The organism is Verrucomicrobium sp. BvORR106, from assembly GCF_000739655.1.
Taxonomy (GTDB): domain Bacteria; phylum Verrucomicrobiota; class Verrucomicrobiia; order Verrucomicrobiales; family Verrucomicrobiaceae; genus Verrucomicrobium.
Genome location: NZ_BATR01000036.1, coordinates 20,791 through 41,472 on the forward strand (window position 1 = coordinate 20,791; position 20,682 = coordinate 41,472).

A 20,682-nucleotide genomic window follows, 5' to 3' on the forward strand; every position below is an offset into this window, starting at 1 on the left:
CGTGGGCGACGTCCACGGCGGTACAGGAGCCAACACCCTGGTGATCAATCCCGGTGCGGGCGGACGCTTTGTCTTCAACCATTCCTTCTACGACTTCCAGAACGCCCAGTTCCAGAGCGGCACCACGGTGCTCAATGGCACGAGCTTCCTGGCTGGCACCACCTCCGTGACTGGCGGCAGCCTGCTGGTGAACGGCAACCTCATGACGCCCCTGGTCAATGTCTCCCACGGAGCCCTGCTCGGCGGCAACGGCTACATCTCCGGCAACGTCCACAACGCTGGCACGGTCAGCCCTGGCAACTCCATCGGCCACCTCACGATTGGCGGAAACTACACCCAGACCTCCAGCGGCACGCTGCTCATCGAGGTGGCCGGCCCCGGCCGCTACGACCGCCTCACGGTCCACGGCACCGCCCATCTGGACGGCACGCTCCGCATCGCGGCGCTGAACAAGCACGTGTCCTTTGGCGACCAGTACCCCTTCCTCCGCGCGGGCAAGATCACTGGCCGCTTTGATCGCATTGTCATGCCGAATCCCGGCGTGCTGCGTGGCCGCTTCCTCACCGAGGGCGGCACCGGCATCCTGCTCGTGGCCCCGGCTAGCTACACCCTCGTGGCGCAGACGCCCAACCAGGCCCGTCTCGCGAGTGCGCTGGATCACTGGATCGGCACCGAGCACGGTGACATCGGCGAAGTCACTCTCGCGCTGGATGTCCTGCGCGCAGAGCAGTATTCCGCCGCATTTGAAGCCATCCTGCCCACCTACTATGACGGCGCGCTCCGCACTGGCATTGAGCTCAGCCACAACCACGGCCAACTTCTTCACCAGCAGCTCAGCGCCCGCCGCCTTGGTCAGCGCGCCCTGGCTGGCGAGGCAGCTCCCGCCCCTGCCCCGACCGTTGGTTCTAAGAACCCCAAAGCCGTGCAGAAAGTCGCAGCTCCGGTCCAGCCTCCCGTGGGTGATGACGCCCGCTGGAATGCCTGGGTGCAAGGCAGCGGCCTCTTCTCCAGCGGCGGTTTGAGCCTCACTCCCGGCGAAGACTTTGAAAGCGGCACCATCCTGGTCGGCGCGGACTATGCCCTGAGCGAACACTTCGCCCTCGGCCTGTTCGCCAGCTATCAGGAAGGCTGGGGCGACTACGCCAATGGCGGCGAGACCGATCTTGAGTCCGTCCGCTTCGGTCTGTACGCCACCATCGACCACGAAGGCTTCTATGCCAACGCAGCAGTCGGCGGCGGCACCACGGACTACAGCATCGTGCGCCCCCTCTCCTGGGCTTCCCTGGACCGCACCGCCCGGAGCAATCCCGATGCCGCGGAGTTCTTCTCCCTCATCGGCACCGGTTATGACTTCCAGTTCGGCAACTTCACCGTAGGTCCGCAGCTCAGCGCCCAGTACACCCGTCTGGAGATGGACGGCGTGACGGAAACCGGTGCCGGCGTGCTCAACTTGGGCCTGGATGACTCCACCAGCGAAAGTTTCCGCACCTATCTGGGCGGCCGCCTCGCCTACACCATCCATGCCAGCGAGACCGTCGCCATCATCCCCGAACTGCGCGTGTTCTGGCAGCATGAGTTCCTTCAGGACGACGAAACCCTGCACGCCCGCCTCGACGGCGGTCGCGGCCCTGGTTTTGAATACCGCAGCTCCACCGACGATCGCGACGCCGTGTTCGTCGGAGCCGGTGTGGGCGTTCAAGTGGGCACAGAGCTCTACTTCAACGTGTACTACAACGCCGACTTTGGTCGCGGCGATGACGGCAACCACGCCGTGTCTGCGAGCATGAACTTCAAGTTCTAGTTCGTAGAGCCAACATCACGCAGCCCGCATTCCGCCCCGGTCTCCTCCCGCGAGACCGGGGCTTTTCATTTCCAACACGCACGGCACTCTCGATCCTCGCGCCAGCGTCTTGGAGTGCGTGTGGCTCGACACCGCTTTGGCGGCTCTTGTAATACCTTGAACCTTATGGTGTGAACAGAGCAAAGTGAAAGCAAGTGCATCTTGCCAGCTGACGACACGTTTCAAAAAATGGCCCGTTCATTCGGCAGGCGAAAGCTGCGTCAAGCCGCAGCACTCCGAAGACGCTGCCGCGTTTCTTGTCTGGGCCACTCTTCTACTGACTGTCTACAGATCCTCCTCCTCTTCCTCCCCGCCCCCATTCATAAACGACTCCAGCATCTCCCTGCTGAAAACGGCATCATCCTCAATGTCCTTTAAGAACCGGTTCAGCGCGGGCGTCAGCGACTTCTCCTGATCCATCCTCGTGCCGTCGATCAAGCGACGCAGGGTGCCCACGGTGATGGGCCGCGCCTCGCCCAGTTCGTATCTCACCTTCACAAACGTCCAGATGAAGCGCAGCGGCCGCGCCCATTCTCTCCGCTTTCCCGTCACCGTCACTTCACGGAGCGTTGCGTCGTCTTCAATCAGCCAGTGGAACTGCGCATCCGGGTGGATGCTCTCGGTCGCCTCATAGGTCGTGCCCGCCACAAGCCGGAAGTTCCAGATCTTGGAAAAGTCTTCACCGCCGGGCACGATCATGTCGTCAAACCGGAAGAGAGCGGGGCAAAGGTCGGAGTTCATACGCAGGATGCGAAAGGGAGGGTCTCTGCGAAAGGGAGGTCTTCGATTTCCGCCAGAGTCACACAAACGGCAGGCACAATCAAGCGCCAGCTCATGTCTGGCGTCTTGTGTCTCCCCACTCACATATCCCGCCCACCCACCGGCGCATTCAAGCACTCACGCACCATGTGGGCCAGCTTCTGGGTGGTAAACGGTTTGGGCAGGAACCACACGTCTTCCGACAGGGCGATGTTGCGGTTCAAGAGTTCAACACTGTAGCCGCTGGTGAACAGCACCCGGATGTCCGGCCGCGCATCCCGCAGCATGTCTGCCAGGTCCTTGCCGCTGATGCCTTCGGGCATGACCATGTCGGTCAGCAGCAGATCGATCCGCTCGGGATGGTCCTCCACCACCTTGAGCGCCTGACGCCCGGAGCCAGCCTCCAGCACGTGATAGCCGAAGTGCTTGAGCGTCATCTTGGACACGAGGCGCAGCGCCGGCTCATCGTCCACCAGCAGGATGGTCTCGTGTCCACCCTTGGCCTTGGGCTCTGCTTCAACAGGATTGGCAGGCGCTTTCACCGCCGCACGGCAGGCAGGCAGCAGGATCTGGAACTCCGTGCCCAGGCCCAACTGGCTAGTGACCCGCACCAGCCCCCCGTGCTGCCGCACGATGCCATGCACCGTGGCGAGCCCCAGGCCGGTGCCTTGATTAACCTCCTTGGTGGTGAAGAAGGGCTCAAAGATGCGCGCCAAGTTCTCCACCGGAATGCCACAGCCAGTGTCCGTCACCTTGATGAGCACCGCCAGCCCCACGCGGGCATCGGCATGCTGCCGGGCCTCATCCTCCGTGATGACCGCCGAGCCGGTCTGCACCGTAAGCGTGCCCCCTTTGGACATCGCATCACGGGCATTCACGGCCAGATTCAGGATGATCTGCTCCATCATGCCCTGATCTGCCATCACACCGGGCAGGTGGGTGTCTGCCTCCACCTGGAGGGTGACATGCTCACCCAGCGTCCGGCGCAGCAGGGTGATCATGTTCTGCACCACCACGTTCAGGTCCAACTCACGCGGTTGCATGATCTGCTTCCGGCTGAAGGTCAGGAGCTGCCGCGTCAGGCTGGAGGCACGCTCCACGGAAGCGGAAATCTCCCGCACGCCATCCGCTGGTGAGATGTCTCCCGACTGCAACAGCGAGGCGTAGCCCTGGATGACGGTGAGGATGTTGTTGAAATCATGCGCCACCCCGCCGGCCAGCTGGCCCACGGCCTCCATCTTCTGCGACTGGCGGAACTGCTCCTCCAGCTTCTTGCGCTGGGTCACGTCCTGGATCTGCGCGGTAAAGTGCAGCGGTCGCCCCTTGCCATCCCGCACGAGGGAGACGGAGAGCAGGGCAGAGACCACCGCCCCGCCCTGGTGGATGTAGCGCTTCTCCATCTGGTAGCTGTTGCGGTCCCCGGCCAGGGTCTTGCGCAGCAGGCCCATGTCCGCCTGGAGGTCTGCGGCATGGGTTATTTCCTGGAAGGTCTTCGCCATCAGCTCCTCCGCCGTGTAGCCGAACATGGCGCAGAGCGCGGCATTGACCTTGAGGAAATGACCATCCGTGCCCACGAGGGCCATGCCGATGGCGGCCGATTCAAAGGAGCTGGAGAACCGTGCCTCGCTGGTACGCAGGGCTTCCTCCGCCCGCTTGCGCTCGCTGATGTCCCGGACCACGGCCTGCACGATGGTGCGTCCGCCTACATGCAGGGCATTGACGCTGATCTCCGCGTCAAAGACGCTGCCATCCGGACGTTTCATCAGCCATTCAAAGAGACGCCGGGCTCCCTTTTCCTCCACGCTGAACCTCTCCGCCACGTCACTCTGCGCAGGATGGCCATCAGGCTGCCGTTCTGCGGAGATATCCAGCGGTGAACGACCAATCACCCGATCCCGGCTGCAGGCGAGCAGTTGCAAGGCACGTTCGTTGCAGTCCACGAACTTCATGCCATTGAGGATGAAGATGCCGTCCAGGGAGGATTCGAACAGAGACTGGTAGCGACCCTCGCTCTCCCGCATGCGCTGCTCCACCAGCAGACGGCGGTCGCGCTCAGAGACCATCACGTTCTGACGCCAGATGATCAATACCACCGCCAGCGCGGAGGCGATGTCCACCGAGATCTGCACCGCGGGCGAGAACTGCCGGAAGGTCTCTGCCAGCACCACGCTGATGACTGCCAGCATCACCAGCACCAGCGGCAGCATGCGCAGCGCCACCTCACACGGGCGCTCCATCCGGGGATGAGTAAGACCCTGAACCCGCCACGTCATGGCACCGTAGCCAAGTGCGAGATTGGCGAGCGAAAAGCTCAAGTTGAACCAGGTCCCGTCAGCCAGCTTGTCCTGCAGTTGCAGGATGTTCCACTCCATCCACACCGACCCTGTGCCTGCCAGCGCCACCAGGAAGAGCACCCAGGACACCCGGGGCAGTAGCCGCAGCGTGAGGGCTAGAACCACCCCGATCCACAATGCCCCCAGTAGCGTCACTGGGTAAGCCACCAGCAGAAGCAGCGGCACCGGGCCCATCTCCCCCTGGTTGGGCAGATAGAGCGTCAGGACGAATGCTGTCGCTCCGACACCGAGCGCGGCCGCGTCCAGCGAAGCCACCTTGAGTTCCGACTTGGAGGTGTTGGCCCGGAGGCACTGCCAGAGCCCTATCGCGCAACACGGGCCCAGGGCGGAGTAGAGTATGTCTGCGGGAGCGGGGAACGGATTCCACCCCGTCAAAACCTGAATGTCCCAGATGATCTGCCCGCCCGCGTTGGCCAGCAGGCCCCAGGCGAACCAGCGACGCACGCTCTTCTCCTCCGGGGCCGCGGTCCTCACTCCATACCAGCCCAGCCAGGCGGCGACCACGTAGCACAACGTCCAGTGGAAGTTGTCCATGAACTGGATCACCGGCGCGCTCACCCCCGTCTGGCTGATCCCATAAGCCGTCAGCGAGAGCAAGGCCGCGGACAGCAACACCACCTTCGGCAATCGCGAGGGTGGAGCACCGCTGGGGGCAGGGGGTTCTAACATTGGGGCAAAGTCTGCCAGATTACGTTCATCTGGAAATTATAACAAGTATAATGTGCCGCGGGCTGTCATCCCTTGTTGCCGGGATTTCACCGTGCTTGATGCGGAATCGTTTTTCGACCCGCACGCTCACACATAAATCTGTGCCATGCGCCGCCAGTAGTAGCCGCTGTGGGCGCGGTCCTCCCAGAAGTGGATCTGGTGCTCGATGCCCTTGCCCTGGAGGATGGAGCTGAGCAGCTCGTTGTTCTCCCGGAAGGGATCTTCCTTCCCGATCGTCAGCACGATATCCATCTCCCTCAGCCGGGTCAGCTGCCGCGGGCAGTCCACCTTGGGCAGGAAGTGCGTGGGCGTGTGCTCATGCACGCTGTCACTATAGTAGCCGGAAAACAGATTGCTGAAATGCTCCACGCTCAGGGTCAGATCATACCGACCGGAGAAGGCGGCGAGCTTTTTGAAAAGGTGCGGATGGCGGAAGGCGATGTTGGCCGCCTGATAAGCTCCCAGACTGCAGCCGTGCGCGATGACACACGGGTCGGGATTGCGGGAGTTCATGAAGGGGAACACCTCATGCAGCACATATTCCTCGTACTGCGCATGCCGCCGGATCCTGTCCTCTGGATGGGCCCACGGGCAGTAGAGGCTCTCCCCATAGATGCCATCCACACAGAAAAACTGGAGCTGCCCGGCCGCGATCTTCTCCTGCAGCACGAGCGGGATGCGTAAGTCCTCGTACTCGTAGAAACGGCCCTCACGCGTGGGGAAGACCAGCACCTTGGCACCGGCATGACCGATCACAAGGAGCTCCATCTCGCGGCTCAGCCGCCAGCTCCACCACTTGTGATACTCGCGATTCATGCGGGGTCTGACAGCAGAAAGTACCGCCACCGTCCCCAATTTACGTCACAATGCCGCAAAAAAATTGTGAAGTTCCCGCCTCAAGCGGGCATCTTCCTCGGTCTGCCTTGGATGAGGGTGGTGTCCCGCCTCCAAAACGAAGAGTTGTTTGTCGCCAGGCAGAGCATTGAAGATGGAGAACTGCCCGGCTGGCGCCACCGCGGGATCAAACACCGCACACGCCGCATGCACCGGCACCTTCACATGCCGGGCGGCCACCGCCGCATCGAAGTACCGCAGCACCTCCATCGTCTCCGGGCGGCGTTTCACATGCTGCTGCACACTGGCGGCACTGCCGATCGTGGCCAGCTTCATGCGCAGCGGCTGGTTGCCAAAGGTGGGCACATTGTAGTGGGCGCGCTGCAGACGGTCTTCCCAAGCCACGGCCATGGTCCCCACCCCGCCACCAAAACTGATGCCCATGTAACCGATGCGACCCACCACCTGGGGGAAGAGGGCCAGCATGGCAGATACTGCCAGCCAGAGATCATCCACACAGCCTCCCAGCACATAGCGGCTGCGGTTCTCGATCTCGTGAAGCACATGCCAGTGTGGCTGGTCAGAGATCGAGGGATGCCAGCTCCGACCCAAGCCCCGGGCGCAGGGGAAAAAGATGACCGCATCCTCCACTGGCAGCTCGAACTCAGGCTCACTGCGGCCTCCGTAGCCGTGGCCCACGATGAGACCGCGAACGACCTGGCCCGACTCCGGCACCAGAGCCCAGCCCTGAATGCGCGTGCCGCCCGTGGAGATGTAGGAAAGATCCAGCACCCGCCAGCCCTGATTCACCTCACCCGTATCCCGCAGCCGGGCCCGAGGATCACAGACTAGCGCCTCGGCACGACGAGCCAGCCAGAAGTCGGCAAAATCACCCACCTCCTCCGGGGCCTCCACCTTGAGCAAGTCATCCAGCCGGTACCCGTGGGTCGGGTCGAAGGGATGACCGTGTGCCATTCTAGTGGAGCCCGGGGACATGCTTGGGGGGAATGTAGTTTCTTGAGCAGTTCCCATGCGCCAGCGTTCTCAAATGTCTCCCGAGTTGCAAAAATGCCAAATTGTCTTGCGAACGACTCTCATGGAGCAGATTCGGGGGCATCACTCAACCGGGAAACGGCGAGGCTAGCCAATCGGATAGGGGGCGAGGGATCTGTCGTGTCAGGAAAGCCAGTCACTCATCTCATAGAGCTTCCGGTCGCGCTTGGGGGCTCGCAGGCCGCTCCGCAGGCGTTTCACCGTCTGGGCGAAGAAGTCTGCTCCATCGGCACCCTCCCCCTCTGGCCCGCCAAACTCTGATTCTAGTTTTTCCGGGTCCTCACCTGCCTCCAGCCGACGGATCATCTCCCGCATCTCCGGCGGCGCTTTGTCCCCCATGACATCGGTCATCTTCCTCATGAAGTGACCGAGCTGCCGGGGATCAGGATTGCTCTCGTCCATCCCTGCCATGTCACGCTCCATCTCCGCCATGAAGGACTCCATCTTGGCGTCGTCCATGCCTGCAAAGGGATCGTCTCCAGCGTCCTCCTTCGCTCCGCGCAGGAAGGCAAAGCGGGAGATGCGTTTTTCCATCCGGAAGGAGGGGTCTTCCGGGCAACGGGGTGTCTTTTCCCGGTTGGACAGCGTGCGGGCCAGAAACTGGTACACGGTGTGATTGTCCGGGCAGTAAAACTCGTAAATGGGCATCGCAGAATGAAATGGAAAAGGTTCTCCGTGTTGGTGCCTCATGCGCACCATTTCGTTGAGAGATAAAAGATTGCGTTTTCCCCGCGGCTTGACAAGAAACATCCCCGACCCCCGTCTCGCCCCCACCGACAGTGATCACCCGCTTCGCCCCCAGTCCCACCGGATGGCTGCATCTGGGCCATGCGTATGCGGCCGTGTTCGCGCATGAGGAAGCCCGCCGGGCCAATGGCCGATTCCTGGTGCGGCTGGATGATCTGGATCTCACGCGCGTGCGCCCGGCCTACGAAGAAGCCATCTTTGAAGACCTCACCTGGCTGGGGCTGACCTGGGAATCTCCGATCCGGAAGCAGAGCGACCACTTCGAGGACTATCGCGATGCCCTGCGCCGCCTGGAGGCGCTGGGGCTGCTCTACCCGTGCTTCTGCACCCGTCGCGAGATCCAGGAGGAGATCGCCCGGGCCGGACTGGCCCCCCAGGGCCCGGACGGCCCCCTCTACCCCGGCACCTGCCGCCGTCTCCCACCCGACCAGGTGGCAGAGCGCCTGGCTTCAGGGCGCGACTACGCCATGCGCCTGGACCTGACCAAGGCCCTCGACCTCGCCGGGCGGGATCTGGAGTGGCTCGACCTGAACCACGGCCGCCTGATCGCCGATCCCACGCCGCTGGGGGATGTGGTGCTCTCCCGGAAGGAGACGCCCACCAGCTACCACCTCGCGGTGGTGGTGGACGACTTTGCCCAGGAGATCACCCTGGTGACCCGTGGCGAGGACCTGCTGCCCTCCACCCACCTCCACCGGGTCCTCCAGGCACTGCTCGACCTGCCCGTCCCCACCTGGAAACACCACCGCCTCATCACGGATGAATCCGGGAAGCGCCTCGCCAAGCGGGATGACGCCCGCTCCCTGCGCTCCCTCCGCGAGGCGGGCTGGACACCGGATCAAGTCCGTGCTGCCATAGGCGTTCCTCCGCCGGAGGGTTAATTCATCCGCGCATCCTTCTCCTTCACTCCCAGCTTCCTCCTCCCATGTCCCTGCCCCGCCTCAAGCTCTCCCCGAACGGTCCCGAATTCTCCCGCCTCGTCTATGGCACCTGGAGGGTGCTGGACGATGGCTCCAGCCTGCAGGAGCTGAACCGCCGGCTCAATCGCTGTGCGGATCTGGGCATGACCACCATCGATACCGCAGAGATCTACGGTCTCTATGAGGTGGAGGAGGCTCTGGGTAAAGCCCTCGCCCTCTCCCCCGGCCTGCGGGATCGCCTGGAGATTGTCACCAAGGCGGGCATCTACGTGCCCAACAAATTCCACCCCGAACGCCGCACCGCCTTCTACAACGCCTCCGCCTCCCGCTTGATCAAGAGCCTGGAGAAGTCCCTCCGGTTCCTCGGCACTGATCGCGTGGACCTCTTCCTGGTGCACCGCCCCGACTGGCTGACCAGTGCGGATGACACCGCCTCCGGCCTCAACCAACTGGTGCGCGATGGCAAGATCGCGAGCGCTGGGGTGTCGAACTACAGCGTCACCCAGTATGACCTGCTCAACAGCCGCCTGGATCAGCCCTTGGTGACGAATCAGGTGGAATTCCACCTCCTGCACATGGATCCCGTCTATGACGGCGTGTTTGACCAGTGCCAGAAGCTGCAAGTCCGCCCCATGGCCTGGAGCCCGCTCGCTGGGGGCCGCCTCTTTGACGCAACCAACGAAGCCGCCCGTCGCCTGGCTGCGGAGGCTGCGCGTCTGGCCAACAAGTATGACGGGGCCACGCTGGAGCAGCTTGCCTACGCCTGGATCCTGGCCCACCCGGCCCAGGCGCTGCCGGTGATCGGCACGAACAAGGTGGAAAGAATCGAGAGCGCCGCCCAATCCTCCCGCATCCAGTTGGAGCGTGAAGACTGGTACTCCCTCTGGGAGGCGGCCAAGGGCCATAAGATCCCATGATGGGCCGCTCGTCCTTATTCACTTGAAGCATCCCGGCTTTGCGGCACTCATGTGCCTTCCCCCATCATGCCTGCTCGTGTTGCTGTCGTCATCCCCTGTTACAATCACGGTCGCTTCGTAGGCGGAGCCATCGATTCCGTCCTGGCCCAGACGCGCAAGCCCGACCGCATCCTGGTGATCGATGACGGCTCCACGGACAACTCCGTGGAGGTGCTCAAGGCCTACGAGAGCAAGGGCATCGAGCTCTGGACGCGGGAAAACCGCGGCGCGCACAACACCATCAATGAGCTGGTGGACCGCGCCGCGACGGACTGCGAGTACGTGAGCATCTTGAACTCTGACGACCGGTACCTGCCGCAGCGCATCGAGCTCTGCCTGGAACTGGCCACGCAAAACCCGGTGAAGTGCGTGTTTTGCACCGGCCTGCGGGTGATCGATGCCGAAGGTGCGGTCATGCCGGAGGACGCCCCGCGCGCCCGGTGGTTCCACGGTGCCTGGAGCCTGGGCAAGCAGGAGGGCATTTCCATGGCAGAGTGGTTTGGCCAGGCGAACTTCGTGGCCACTACCACCAACGTCTTTGCCCGGGCGACCTACCTGCAGCAGTACCCCTTCCGCCCCTACCGGTTCAATCACGACTACTTCTTCCTCGCCACCGCCGCGCTGGAGAACCAGATCGCCGTGCGGCCTGAGGTGCTCCTGGAGTACCGGGTTCATGGCAGCAACACCATCGCCACCAAGCCGGAGCCGCTCATCAAGGAGATGGTGCGCATGCAGCTCGATCTCTACAAGGAGCACGCCGAGGCCTTCATGACCCAGCCGGAGATGCGCAAGCGCTTCTTCCAGTTCGCCCGCGCCTCCTGGGACAACATCAGCAGCTTCCACGCTGGCTTGCTCCAGCTTGCCCTCGCCCGCCTGGCCACCCTGGCCTCCGAGCAGGAGTTGGAGGCCATCGCCGCCAGTCTGGAAGGGCCGGAGCTCGACGAGTTCCCCAACAAGATCCTCGCCGGGTCCTACGACGGCAAAACGCCCCTCATCTCCGGTGGATTGCTCAATGACCGCCTGGAGACCCTGCGGGCTGAGCACGACCAGTGCAAAAAGGACCGCGAGGCACTGGACCAACTCGCCCGCGCCCGTCAGAAGCTCCTCTCCTCCAAGTGGCTCCGCCTCGGTCTGCTGCTCGGCCAGCTCGGCCCCCTCACCGGGAACGAGGGCAAACGCCCGGCTGACAAGTGGCAGAACTTCAAAGACGCCTGCGCCGCCAGCAAATGGGTGAAGATCGGTGCCACCCTCCGCTCCAAGAGTGCGCGGGCCCTGCGCGATACGAAGGATTGACGCTGCGGCGCACCGCCGGGATTGGGATCGACAAAACCTGACGTTTCCGCAACCATGCGGGAATGCCCCCCCTCTGGCCACGCCTGCTTCACATCGCTTTGCTTTCCGCAGGGATGATCGCCTCTCCGGCGGTCGCCGAGAAGCCAGCTCCCGCTGATTCACCTGCCCTGCCCGCCTGGAGATCCTGGCTCCACTCCGGTCCACCCATGCTGGAGTCAGATAATCAGACCCTGCGGGCGAATTTCAAAGCCTTGCCCCCCGCGGAGCGGGCTGACGCAGCCCGGTACATCTTCGATACCTGGGATGTGAAGCACTCGACAGAGGTGTACTACCTCATCGAGGATGTTGACCTGTCCTTCCCCAAGCTCGTCACTCAATGGGCGGAGAAAGACTTCGAGACCGTGTTCCGCCGCGCCGAGGAGTGGGAGGGATTTCACGGCAATGTTCTCCGCATCGCTCTGGTGAGACAGATGGGAGAACGCAACCCGCTGGAAGCAGCCCGCTTCATGCGGACGAGGCTCAATCCCATGAGCAAGCAGTACTATTACTACGTGACGGTCGAGGGCCTCGTGCCAACGCTGGCCAACAAGCCCATGTCGGAAGTCATGCCTGCCCTCGCCAGCATCGCATCGGGACAGTATGGGCTGGATGAGTTTCGCTGGCTGGATTCCTCCTCGTACCTCCTCGGTGGCGGAAGGCCCTGGAACTCCCCCAACCTGGACGCCGACTGGAGTTTCGTACTTTCCCAGAACCCTGGCCCGTTGAGAACCTTCATGCTCCACACCGTTCTGCATCGGAAGCTTGAGAAGGACTTTGTCTCGGCGATCAAGACAGACCTTGGCCAGGAGGACATACCGGCCTCGCTCCTGCAAAAAAGCATGGCGGCGACCGCTCCGAAAGACCCGATGGAAGTGCTCACCCTGTTCCCAGACGCGAACCTGCTTCTGCTGGAAGCCTGGGTGGAGTCCCTGATCCAGAGCAAGAAAGCTCCCGACTGGCCTCAGTGGGCGGAAAGCGTGCTCAAGCTGGAGCCGGCCGCCAGACGCAACCGGGCAGTGGCCAAGTTCACCCGGATCCGCCTGCTCCATGATGAATTCCCCGCCCGTCAATGGGCTGCCACCCTGGCGGATCCTGATGCTCGCCGTCTGGCCGAGGAACAGGTGCAGGTCAGTGAGATCATCCACCAATCCACCGAGAACTGGGGCAAGGCCCGTGCAGCCGCCAGCGCGCTGACCGATGCGGATGCACGCCGGCGGGCGCTGGAAGGAGTCTTCAAGGCGGGCACCCATTTTACACTGAAAGAGATCACTGCCGAAGCCCAGGACAGCGTTTCAGACCTGCGGGAAATGGACGCCCTGCTGGATGCATGGACGCTGGGCGAGTTCACGCTGGCCGCCCGGGAAAAACACCGGCAGAATGAGTTGTTTCCTCTCCTTCTCACCATGAGAAGGCCCGGCGTCCGGCAAACAATGACCGTGGAGTACACGCACATCGGGCGCTTCATTGGTTTTGACGCCATTCGGGAGGCCATTCAAAACACTGCGCTCCACGCGGCAGAGAAGCAGCTTCTGCTTCAGCGTGTCTCCACCGACGAGGTGGACGGACTGATTGACGGCTTTCATCCGGACGACGTTGTCGGCGGGGCCAAGACCGCGATGGACGCCTCCCTGCGCATTGAGGATCCTGATCAGCGCTTCGTCCAGCAGCGGGGTATCGTGCACCATGCCGTGATGGACAACGTGCAGGAAGCGAAACACCAGGTGGAGGCGGCCCATGTGGATGCAGAAACGAAAGCCCGCCTCATGAAGGAATGGGAGCGGGTCTCCAGATGGTATCGGGCACAGGATGAGAAGGCCGAATGAATTCTCCACGGCCGCTTTGGGTGATGAGTTTCCTGGCACCCCTGGTCATAGTGTGGGTGGAGCGGAGCCACGCTGCAGACCAAGGGCCTGTAGTGAACGACGTTCCGAGCTGGAAATCCTGGCTTCCGTTAGCTCTCTCCGCTCCCAAGGCCGGTTGGCACAACCGGACTACGCCCGCAGCGGCAGCTGAAAGTAGTCACAGAGCTTTAGCTCGGTATTGGAAGACATGGCTAGCACGACTGACGAGCTAAAGCTCTGTGACTACTTTGCCCGACCGCTCCGCTCATCACCCTCGCCCGTGCGTGAGCTCAGGTCTTACGTCTTGTGTCTCCCGCGCAGCGGGCCCAACTCAACTCAAACCGCGCCAGATACTTCTTCAAGCGATCGGCGTCATTGGACTTTGCCTTCGATTTCCGCGACACCGTGAAGAGCTTCCGCCCCGCATCCGACAACGAAACGGAGTCCCGGCATACCTGCACCACATGCTCCAGTTGCACGAGGTCAAAGGGGTCGATCTCCGCGCAGGCCTCTTCACCCAACAGGGAAGGCAGGAGTTTGCAAGGCACAGTCGTCTCCCCCTCCTCCCCAGGGCGCAGCCAGGCGTCCTTCAGACGACCGATCTCAGCCTCCACACACTCCTCGGTGATGCGACCTCGCGGTGCCAGGGTGGCCAGGCGGGTCACCGCCGCGTTGAGATCGCGGAAGTTCGCACTCCATCTGGCCTCGGCGCTCAGGGCGAACTTGAGAAACCGGTCGCGCGCCTCCTTGTTGAATCGCACTTGCTTGCGCTGGCCGCGGGACAGGCGCTCCAGCTCGTAGTCGAGGTTGGGCCCGATGTCCTCCCGCCGCTCTGCCAGCCCCGGCAGGGCAAAGGTCCAGAGGTTGATGCGGGCCAGGAGGTCCTCACGGAAAGTTCCTCGAACCACCTCTGCCCGCAGGTCGCGGTTCGTGCCCGCGATGAGCTGGAAGTCGCTGCGCACCGGCTTGTCCGAGCCCAGCGGGAGGAAGGTCTTGTCCTCCACCGCACGCAGCAGCATGGCCTGCTCATCCGCGCCCAGTTCCCCGATTTCATCCAGAAAAATGAGCCCCTTGTCCGCCTCCTTGAGCAGGCCGGGACGGTCCGTTTGAGCTCCGGTAAAGGACCCCTTGCGATGGCCAAAGAGAGCGGACATGGCCTGATCCCCGCGCAGGGTGGCGCAGTTGACTTCCACGAACCTTCCCGCCAGCCCGGAGCGCTGCTGCCGCAGTTCATAGATGCGGCTGGCCAGCAGGGACTTGCCCGCCCCGGTCGGACCGGTGAGCAACATCGGGTGCGAGGAATTGACCGCCACCTGCTCGATCTGTCCGATGAGCCGGTTGAACGCCGGGTTGCGTGTGGCGATGCCGCTCTTAAGGAAATCCAACGTCTGCTCCTGCTCCTGGGCGAAGCGCGTGGCAATGCGGTCGTACTTGGAGAGGTCCAGATCGATGATCGAGTACTCGCCCGCCGGAGTGTCCCCGCGGTTCGTCCCCCTCGGAGGCGAGCTCTGCAGAATGCGCGCCGGCAGATACCGGGCCTCATTGAGCAGGTACCAGCAGATCTGCGCCACGTGCGTGCCCGTGGTGAGATGAATGAGGTAGTCCTCCGCCTCGGCATCAAAAGGATAGGCCCGCACCCAGTCATAGAGCGCCTCATATACCTCCTGAAAGTCCCAGGGATCCCGCACGGGCATCGGCACCAGGTTCACCTGCGTCTCCGGGGAGCAAGTTCTCATGTCCGCCATCACCTCCCTGGCCAGCGGCTCATGTCGGGGATCGAAGATCAGCTCGAACCGGCTCACCAGCAGATCCTCATGCTGGCACAGACCGACCGTCGGACGCCACCTCGACCAGCGCTCCGGACCCCGAGCGCGGTCCAGTTGGACGCCAATAAAGCCAATGACAACGGTTGGGCGATGAGCAGACACGATGTCTGGATATACTCTTATCCCAGTATATAAACAAGATTGGATTTTCTCGGTAGGCCAAAACGGGCCTGAAAAATAATTGTGCGCTTTCTTCCCTAGTGAAATCAAGGGTTCCAGCGCGTTGAGGGGTCCAGTTGGCACGACTTGGCACGCTCCTGGCAATAGGAAGACACAACCCCAACGCTTCACGCAGACTCCGCGGCAATCGCCAACGAAGACGCACATCGGAGCTGAAGGGTACCAACTTGAAACTGGAGGGGAGCGATCCCCACCTGCCTCATCCGCAAGCCTGCTGAAGTTCCTCCGGGAATAGAAGCAGCGGCCCGGTGCCCTGCAGGACGGTTCAGGCCCCTTTGGAAGTCCCAAAGGTCAGCCGGACCGCCCTCCGCACCAAGCCGCGGCCTCTGCGGGTGAGGCACTTCAAAATACTCCGCATCTTCCCTTTCTCTCAAACTCCCATGGCTCTCATCGAAACCCTCCACCTCGCAGCCGGATTTTCTTTCTCGATTCCAGACTCTCGTGCGGCCCTGCTGTTCCAGCATGGAGCGTTTGTCCGCCCGCTTGCCCCTGGACGCTACCGTCTCTGGCAGGGCGGCCACCAGGTGGTGCAGTATGACCTCCGCATCCAGCAGGTCATCACGCAGGGTCAGGACGTTCTTACCTCGGACCAGGTCGCGCTCAAGATCAGCACGGTGCTGCTCTACCGCGTGGCGGATGCCCTGGTGAGCTACCGCGCCGTCGCGGACCCCGCCGCCACCCTCTATGTGGAAGTGCAACTCGCGCTCCGCGAGCTCGTGGGATCCACCACCTCGGAAGATTTCCTCAAATCCAAGTCGTCTCACGGCGCGGCCTTGCTGGAAGCCCTCCGCCCTCGTGCCGCAGCCCTCGGGTTGGAAATCGAGCGGGTGGAGATCCGGGACGTGATGCTGCCTCCAGAGCTCAAGAAGGCCTTCATGGCCGCACTGCAACAGCGCCAGGAGGCAAACGCCTCACTGGAAAAGGCCCGGGCCGAAACCGCCGCCATCCGTACGCTGGCCAACGCCGCGAAACTCATGCGCGACCACCCGGAACTCCTCCAGCTCCGCTACCTCCAGACCCTCGGCGAGATCGGTGCCGGCAAGGCCACCACCCTCGTGCTGGGACTCACTGAAAGCGACAAACTGGCCTCCAAGGTCCAGTCCGGAATTTGAAATAACTTTAGCTATCTGCCAACATGGCCAACAAGCAAATCTTCCCATCCCAAGCCGGAGCCCTCCTCCCCCGTACCACGGCGGTGAACGAGGCCGGTGGCGTGGCCTACCAGCTCGAAGACCGGGCTGCCCTGGCCCAGCTCGCCGCCACGGGATGCCTCAACGCGACCTACTACGCCTCGGCCGAAACTCAGCTCGATACCGTGCTGCAGCTCGCGACCAAGACGCCGACGGACTTCCTGGCCCGCACCGCGCTCTACTGTCGCAAGAAGGGCCTCATGAAGGATACGCCCGCGCTGCTCTGCGCCGTGCTGGCCTCCCGCGATGTGGACCGCCTTGAACTCATCTTTGATCGCGTGATCGACAACGCCAAGATGCTCCGCAACTTCGTCCAGATCCTGCGCTCCGGCGTGACGGGTCGCAAGTCCCTCGGGACACTGCCGAAGCGCCTCGTGCGCCGCTGGCTCGAGTCCCGTCGGGATGAAGACCTCTTCCGTGCGGACGTGGGCCAGTCTCCATCCCTGGCAGACATCATCAAGATGGTGCACCCCCGCCCGGCCACCACCGCGCGCGCCGCCCTCTATGGTTATCTCCTCGAGCGTGAGCACCCGGCAGATCTCCTCCCGGCTATCGTACGTGAGTTCGAAGCCTGGAAGAAGGACCGCCAGGGCCCCGTGCCGGATGTGCCTTTCCAGATGCTGACCGCCCTGCCGCTCACGTCGGACCAATGGAAGTCCATTGCCCGCCGGGCCCCGTGGCAGATGACCCGCATGAACTTGAACACCTTTGCCTGGCATGGTGTGTTTGAGGACAAGCAGATCGTCTCCCTTGTGGCTGACCGGTTGCGCGATGAAACCCAGGTGCAGCGAGCCCGGGCCTTCCCGTACCAGTTGTTGATGGCCTACACCAGCGCTGGGCAGGAAGTGCCGGAGGAAATCCGTGACGCCCTCCAGGACGCCATGGAACACGCCACGGCCAATGTGCCCCAGGTGAACGGCAAGGTGGTCATCTGCCCGGACGTGTCCGGCTCCATGCGCTCTGCCGTGACGGGCTACCGCAAGGGTGCGACCTCAGCCGTGACGTGCCTGCACGTTGCCGCCCTGGTCTCCGCCTGCCTCCTGCGTCAGAACCGCAACTCTGTGGTGCTGCCGTTCTCCGACAACGTGGTGCCAGCGACCCTGAACCCGCGTGACTCCGTGATGACCAATGCTGAAAAGCTCATGGCCCTGCCCTCGGGCGGAACCAACTGCAGCGCGCCCATGGCGGAACTCAACCGCCAGAAGGCGCAAGCAGACCTGGTCATCTATGTTTCGGACAATGAATCCTGGAGAGATACCCTTCCCCCTGGTCGCTACGGCGCAAGCCCCACGCGCACCATGCAGGAATGGGCCCTCTTCAAGCAGCGCAATCCGCAAGCACGGCTCGTGTGCCTGGACATCCAGCCCTACACCACCACGCAAGCGAAGGAACAGAAGGACATCCTCAACATCGGCGGGTTCTCGGACTCGGTCTTTGAGGTGATCGCCGCCTTCGCCCGGGGTGAACTGGGGCCGGAACACTGGGTCGGCGAGATCAACCAGGTGCCGCTCTAACCAGCGCACTCTCACAACAACCCTTTGGAGGCTGGTGAATGCCTTTGAGACTACATTGCAAACTGTTCTGTCTCATTAACCCCTTTGTCACCAGCCTCCAATCCCCCCCTTTCTTGATCTTCACCTAAACGACGATGAATGCCCGAGGAACTACATCTTACCCTGCAGGCCGCGGGTTCGACTCCCGCCCTCTGTAGCAATACAGACGGTAGCTCAGCGGTAGAGCAGCAGGCTCGTGTTCCTCAATCCCTAGTCATCGTCACCTCTTTCAATCCCCCAAACGCTGACGAATGCCATCGAAACTACATACGGAGTGTTTCGCAAACTCTAGTCGTCAGCACCTTCTCTGACTCAAACATCCCTTTCTCCAATGACGGCGAATGCCCGAAGGAGCTCCTTTTCCCCAAGCACAGACATGGGTTCGATTCCCATCTGCGGGATGAACACCCCGCAGTAGCTTAATGGTAGAGCAGTGAAAAGCTTCTTCACCCCCTTGTCGCCGTCACCTCTTTTAAAAACGTCAATGCCACATCGTGGCTCGCATTGCGCGGGCGGATGCCGGGGAAACTACATCCTACTTGGTTACGGGTTCGACTCCCGTCTCGTGCTGGTTCAGCACGGGTAGCTCAATGGCAGAGCAGGAAAAAAATACGTTTCACCATTCCTTGCCGCCCGCGCTCATTTCATTCAGCCTTTTCACATCCTCACTTCGATCATGTCCGATACCTCAGTCATCTCCCCTTTCCACGTCACCGGCGAAGCCGAAGCCATTCTCCCTGCCCGGGACAGCAAAGGCAAGCCGATCACCGTGATCGGAACGGAGGCCATCCGCAACGGCTTCGACGCCACCTGCTTGGCGCAGGCCCTCAACTCCCGCTCCGCGCCTGGGGTCACAGATCTCGTGCTCAACCCCGATGCGCATGCAGGCTACGGGGCTCCGGTGGGTTGCGTCATGGTCTCGCCGACGCACATCTATCCAGGCCCGGTGGGTGTGGATATCAAGTGCTCGATGAGCCTGCTCCAGCTGAACATTCCGGACGATGTCATCGCGGACAAGGCGGTGCGCCGTGCCCTCATCAATGCCATCGTGGAACGCACTCCGACCGGGGCCGGTCGCGGTCAGCGCACGGCCAAGAAATCCCGTCGTGTGAATGGGGATCTCGGTGAAAAGGTGGTGACTCAGGGAGCCTCCAAGGAAGTGTGCGAAGCGCTCGGGATCCCGCCGGAATGGGCGGCCCGCTGCGAAGATAGCGCGCACGTCGGTCATGACGGAAACGTCTCGACGCTCATCGAGCGCCTCGAAAAGATGCGTCGTTTCAACGGGTATCCGAACTTCGACAAGAAGGTGGAGCAGCTCGGCTCCTACGGTGGAGGAAACCACTTCGGGGAATGCGAACGCGTGGAGCTTGCGGACGGATCGCCTGAGGCGCGCCGTGCAGCCGAGGCCTTTGGTCTGAAGGACGGTCATGTGGCCTTCCTCTCCCACTGCGGATCCCGCGGGTTTGGTCATGACCTGGCCTCGCGCCAGTTCAAGTCCCTGGAAGCCTTCTTCCGCCAGTGGTCGCTGCCGTTCCCGGCGGAGGACCGGCAGCTCGTGTATGCGCCGCTCGGTTCGCCGGAGGCCAACGCTTATCTTGATGACATGTCCCTGGGGGCGAACTTCGCCACCGTGAACCACCTGCTCATCAACTCACTCGTGCTGGAGGCTTTCCAGGAAGTGCTTCCTGGAACCCAGGGGGAGCTCGTGTACTTCATCAGCCACAACATCGCCCGCGAAGAGCTGGTGGACGGACGCAACACCTGGGTGCACCGCAAGGGGGCCACCCGCGCCTTCCCTGCCCTGCATCCTGGGTTGCAGGAAACACCCTTCTACAACATCGGCCACCCGATCCTCCTGCCTGGCAACCCGCGGGACGGCTCCGTCGTCATGGTGGCCAAGCCCGGTGCCGTGAAGTCCTGCTACAGTGTGAACCACGGTGCCGGACGCTGCATGGGGCGCAAGCAGGCGGGGCGTGTCCTGGACCAGAAGCTGGTGGACGCCGACTTCGTGACCCACGACATCCTCACCAACTGCCGCACCTACCCGATCGACGAAGCCCCGAACGCGTACAAGGATTTCAACGAAGTCCTCCGCTCCGTGGAAACCGCCGGTCTGGCCGAGACGGTCTGCAAACTCAAAGCCCGCTTCGTGATTAAAGACGCAAGCGAAGCGGATGACTAATGCCATCCCTGGACTGAAGCGCCGTCGCAACGACGGCGCTTCAGTCAACCAAGAACCAAGAACCTTTTTCCCATGCTCCTCCTCTCCGGCCTTGAAGGCGGTGGCCAGTTGCTACGCACCTCCCTCTCGCTCTCCCTGATCACCGGCAAAGCGTTTCACATGACCCGCATCCGCGGAGCCCGGCCCAAGCCGGGGCTCATGCGGCAGCACTTGACGTGTGTGAATGCAGCGGCGGAGATCTGTGGGGCCGTGGTGGAGGGTGCGCACTTGGGTTCCCAGGAGCTGAAGTTTCAGCCCGGCCCGGTGCGTGCTGGCGACTACCAGTTTGCCATCGGCAGCGGCGGGGCCACCACCTTGGTGCTACAGACGTTGCTGCCCGCCCTGCTCCATGCTCCCGGTCCCAGCAC

At 62.6% G+C, this 20,682-nt stretch carries 15 protein-coding genes; 9 read left to right on the top strand and 6 right to left on the bottom strand.

Translation table 11 applies throughout. The features are described from left to right. Position 1: 1 nt before the first annotated feature. Positions 2–1,801 carry an autotransporter outer membrane beta-barrel domain-containing protein gene (locus tag BV106_RS35100; protein WP_051945222.1) on the top strand — a complete coding sequence of 600 codons (1,800 nt, stop codon included), beginning with the start codon at positions 2–4 and terminating at the stop codon, positions 1,799–1,801. 324 nt (positions 1,802–2,125) lie between these two features. On the opposite strand, the gene BV106_RS05930 is transcribed toward BV106_RS35100, so the two are convergent. From BV106_RS05930 to BV106_RS05950, 5 genes are all read right to left on the bottom strand, one after another. Further along, positions 2,126–2,581: a hypothetical protein gene (locus BV106_RS05930; protein ID WP_038161949.1), complete on the bottom strand. Its 456-nt coding sequence runs from the start codon at positions 2,579–2,581 to the stop codon at positions 2,126–2,128. A 119-nt stretch (positions 2,582–2,700) separates the two neighbouring features. Beyond that, on the bottom strand, positions 2,701–5,622 hold the full coding sequence (locus tag BV106_RS35105; RefSeq protein WP_081891544.1) for a PAS domain-containing sensor histidine kinase: 2,922 nt from the start codon (positions 5,620–5,622) through the stop codon (positions 2,701–2,703). Between the two features lie 126 nt (positions 5,623–5,748). After that, a complete protein-coding gene (locus BV106_RS05940; RefSeq protein WP_038161953.1) occupies positions 5,749–6,477 on the bottom strand; it encodes an alpha/beta hydrolase-fold protein in 729 nt (242 codons plus the stop codon). Between the two features lie 45 nt (positions 6,478–6,522). Beyond that, entirely contained in the window at positions 6,523–7,491 is a 969-nt protein-coding gene (locus BV106_RS05945) for an acetylxylan esterase (RefSeq protein ID WP_081891545.1), read from the bottom strand. Between the two features lie 180 nt (positions 7,492–7,671). Further along, positions 7,672–8,196: a cytochrome c gene (locus BV106_RS05950; RefSeq protein WP_038161959.1), complete on the bottom strand. Its 525-nt coding sequence runs from the start codon at positions 8,194–8,196 to the stop codon at positions 7,672–7,674. Positions 8,197–8,327: 131 nt separating this feature from the next. Between BV106_RS05950 and gluQRS the strand changes: the two genes are divergently transcribed. The 4 genes from gluQRS (at position 8,328) to BV106_RS05970 (ending at position 13,326) form a co-directional block, all read left to right on the top strand. Continuing rightward, positions 8,328–9,176 carry a tRNA glutamyl-Q(34) synthetase GluQRS gene (gluQRS, locus tag BV106_RS05955; RefSeq protein ID WP_038161963.1) on the top strand — a complete coding sequence of 283 codons (849 nt, stop codon included), beginning with the start codon at positions 8,328–8,330 and terminating at the stop codon, positions 9,174–9,176. A gap of 44 nt (positions 9,177–9,220) precedes the next feature. Then, a complete protein-coding gene (locus BV106_RS05960; RefSeq protein WP_038161966.1) occupies positions 9,221–10,132 on the top strand; it encodes an aldo/keto reductase in 912 nt (303 codons plus the stop codon). Positions 10,133–10,198: 66 nt separating this feature from the next. Further along, positions 10,199–11,464 (top strand): glycosyltransferase family 2 protein, encoded by a 1,266-nt coding sequence (locus BV106_RS35110; protein WP_051945227.1) that lies wholly within the window; start codon positions 10,199–10,201, stop codon positions 11,462–11,464. A gap of 62 nt (positions 11,465–11,526) precedes the next feature. Next, positions 11,527–13,326: a hypothetical protein gene (locus BV106_RS05970; RefSeq protein ID WP_038161969.1), complete on the top strand. Its 1,800-nt coding sequence runs from the start codon at positions 11,527–11,529 to the stop codon at positions 13,324–13,326. 308 nt (positions 13,327–13,634) lie between these two features. Here the strand turns inward: BV106_RS05970 and rtcR are convergent, their stop codons facing one another. After that, positions 13,635–15,272, bottom strand: a complete 1,638-nt coding sequence (gene rtcR, locus BV106_RS05975) for an RNA repair transcriptional activator RtcR (protein WP_038161971.1) — start codon at positions 15,270–15,272, stop codon at positions 13,635–13,637. Between the two features lie 458 nt (positions 15,273–15,730). Between rtcR and BV106_RS05980 the strand changes: the two genes are divergently transcribed. From BV106_RS05980 to BV106_RS05995, 4 genes are all read left to right on the top strand, one after another. Next, on the top strand, positions 15,731–16,462 hold the full coding sequence (locus BV106_RS05980) for a slipin family protein (RefSeq protein WP_038161974.1): 732 nt from the start codon (positions 15,731–15,733) through the stop codon (positions 16,460–16,462). A gap of 23 nt (positions 16,463–16,485) precedes the next feature. Further along, positions 16,486–18,054, top strand: a complete 1,569-nt coding sequence (locus BV106_RS05985; RefSeq protein WP_038161977.1) for a TROVE domain-containing protein — start codon at positions 16,486–16,488, stop codon at positions 18,052–18,054. 715 nt (positions 18,055–18,769) lie between these two features. Beyond that, positions 18,770–20,275 (top strand): RtcB family protein, encoded by a 1,506-nt coding sequence (locus tag BV106_RS05990; RefSeq protein ID WP_038161980.1) that lies wholly within the window; start codon positions 18,770–18,772, stop codon positions 20,273–20,275. A 72-nt stretch (positions 20,276–20,347) separates the two neighbouring features. Next, a partial coding sequence (locus BV106_RS05995) for an RNA 3'-terminal phosphate cyclase (RefSeq protein ID WP_038161983.1) occupies positions 20,348–20,682 on the top strand: 335 nt, incomplete at its 3' end.

Excerpts from the sequence above, each read along its gene's own strand:
- BV106_RS05970 (WP_038161969.1), top strand. The coding sequence starts at position 11,527 with ATGCCCCCCCTCTGGCCACGCCTGCTTCACATCGCTTTGCTTTCCGCA.
- BV106_RS05940 (WP_038161953.1), bottom strand. The coding sequence starts at position 6,477 with ATGAATCGCGAGTATCACAAGTGGTGGAGCTGGCGGCTGAGCCGCGAG.
- BV106_RS05990 (WP_038161980.1), top strand. The coding sequence starts at position 18,770 with ATGTCCGATACCTCAGTCATCTCCCCTTTCCACGTCACCGGCGAAGCC.
- BV106_RS05985 (WP_038161977.1), top strand. The coding sequence starts at position 16,486 with ATGGCCAACAAGCAAATCTTCCCATCCCAAGCCGGAGCCCTCCTCCCC.
- BV106_RS05950 (WP_038161959.1), bottom strand. The coding sequence starts at position 8,196 with ATGCCCATTTACGAGTTTTACTGCCCGGACAATCACACCGTGTACCAG.
- BV106_RS05945 (WP_081891545.1), bottom strand. The coding sequence starts at position 7,491 with ATGTCCCCGGGCTCCACTAGAATGGCACACGGTCATCCCTTCGACCCG.
- BV106_RS05960 (WP_038161966.1), top strand. The coding sequence starts at position 9,221 with ATGTCCCTGCCCCGCCTCAAGCTCTCCCCGAACGGTCCCGAATTCTCC.
- BV106_RS05980 (WP_038161974.1), top strand. The coding sequence starts at position 15,731 with ATGGCTCTCATCGAAACCCTCCACCTCGCAGCCGGATTTTCTTTCTCG.
- BV106_RS35105 (WP_081891544.1), bottom strand. The coding sequence starts at position 5,622 with ATGTTAGAACCCCCTGCCCCCAGCGGTGCTCCACCCTCGCGATTGCCG.
- BV106_RS35110 (WP_051945227.1), top strand. The coding sequence starts at position 10,199 with ATGCCTGCTCGTGTTGCTGTCGTCATCCCCTGTTACAATCACGGTCGC.
- BV106_RS05930 (WP_038161949.1), bottom strand. The coding sequence starts at position 2,581 with ATGAACTCCGACCTTTGCCCCGCTCTCTTCCGGTTTGACGACATGATC.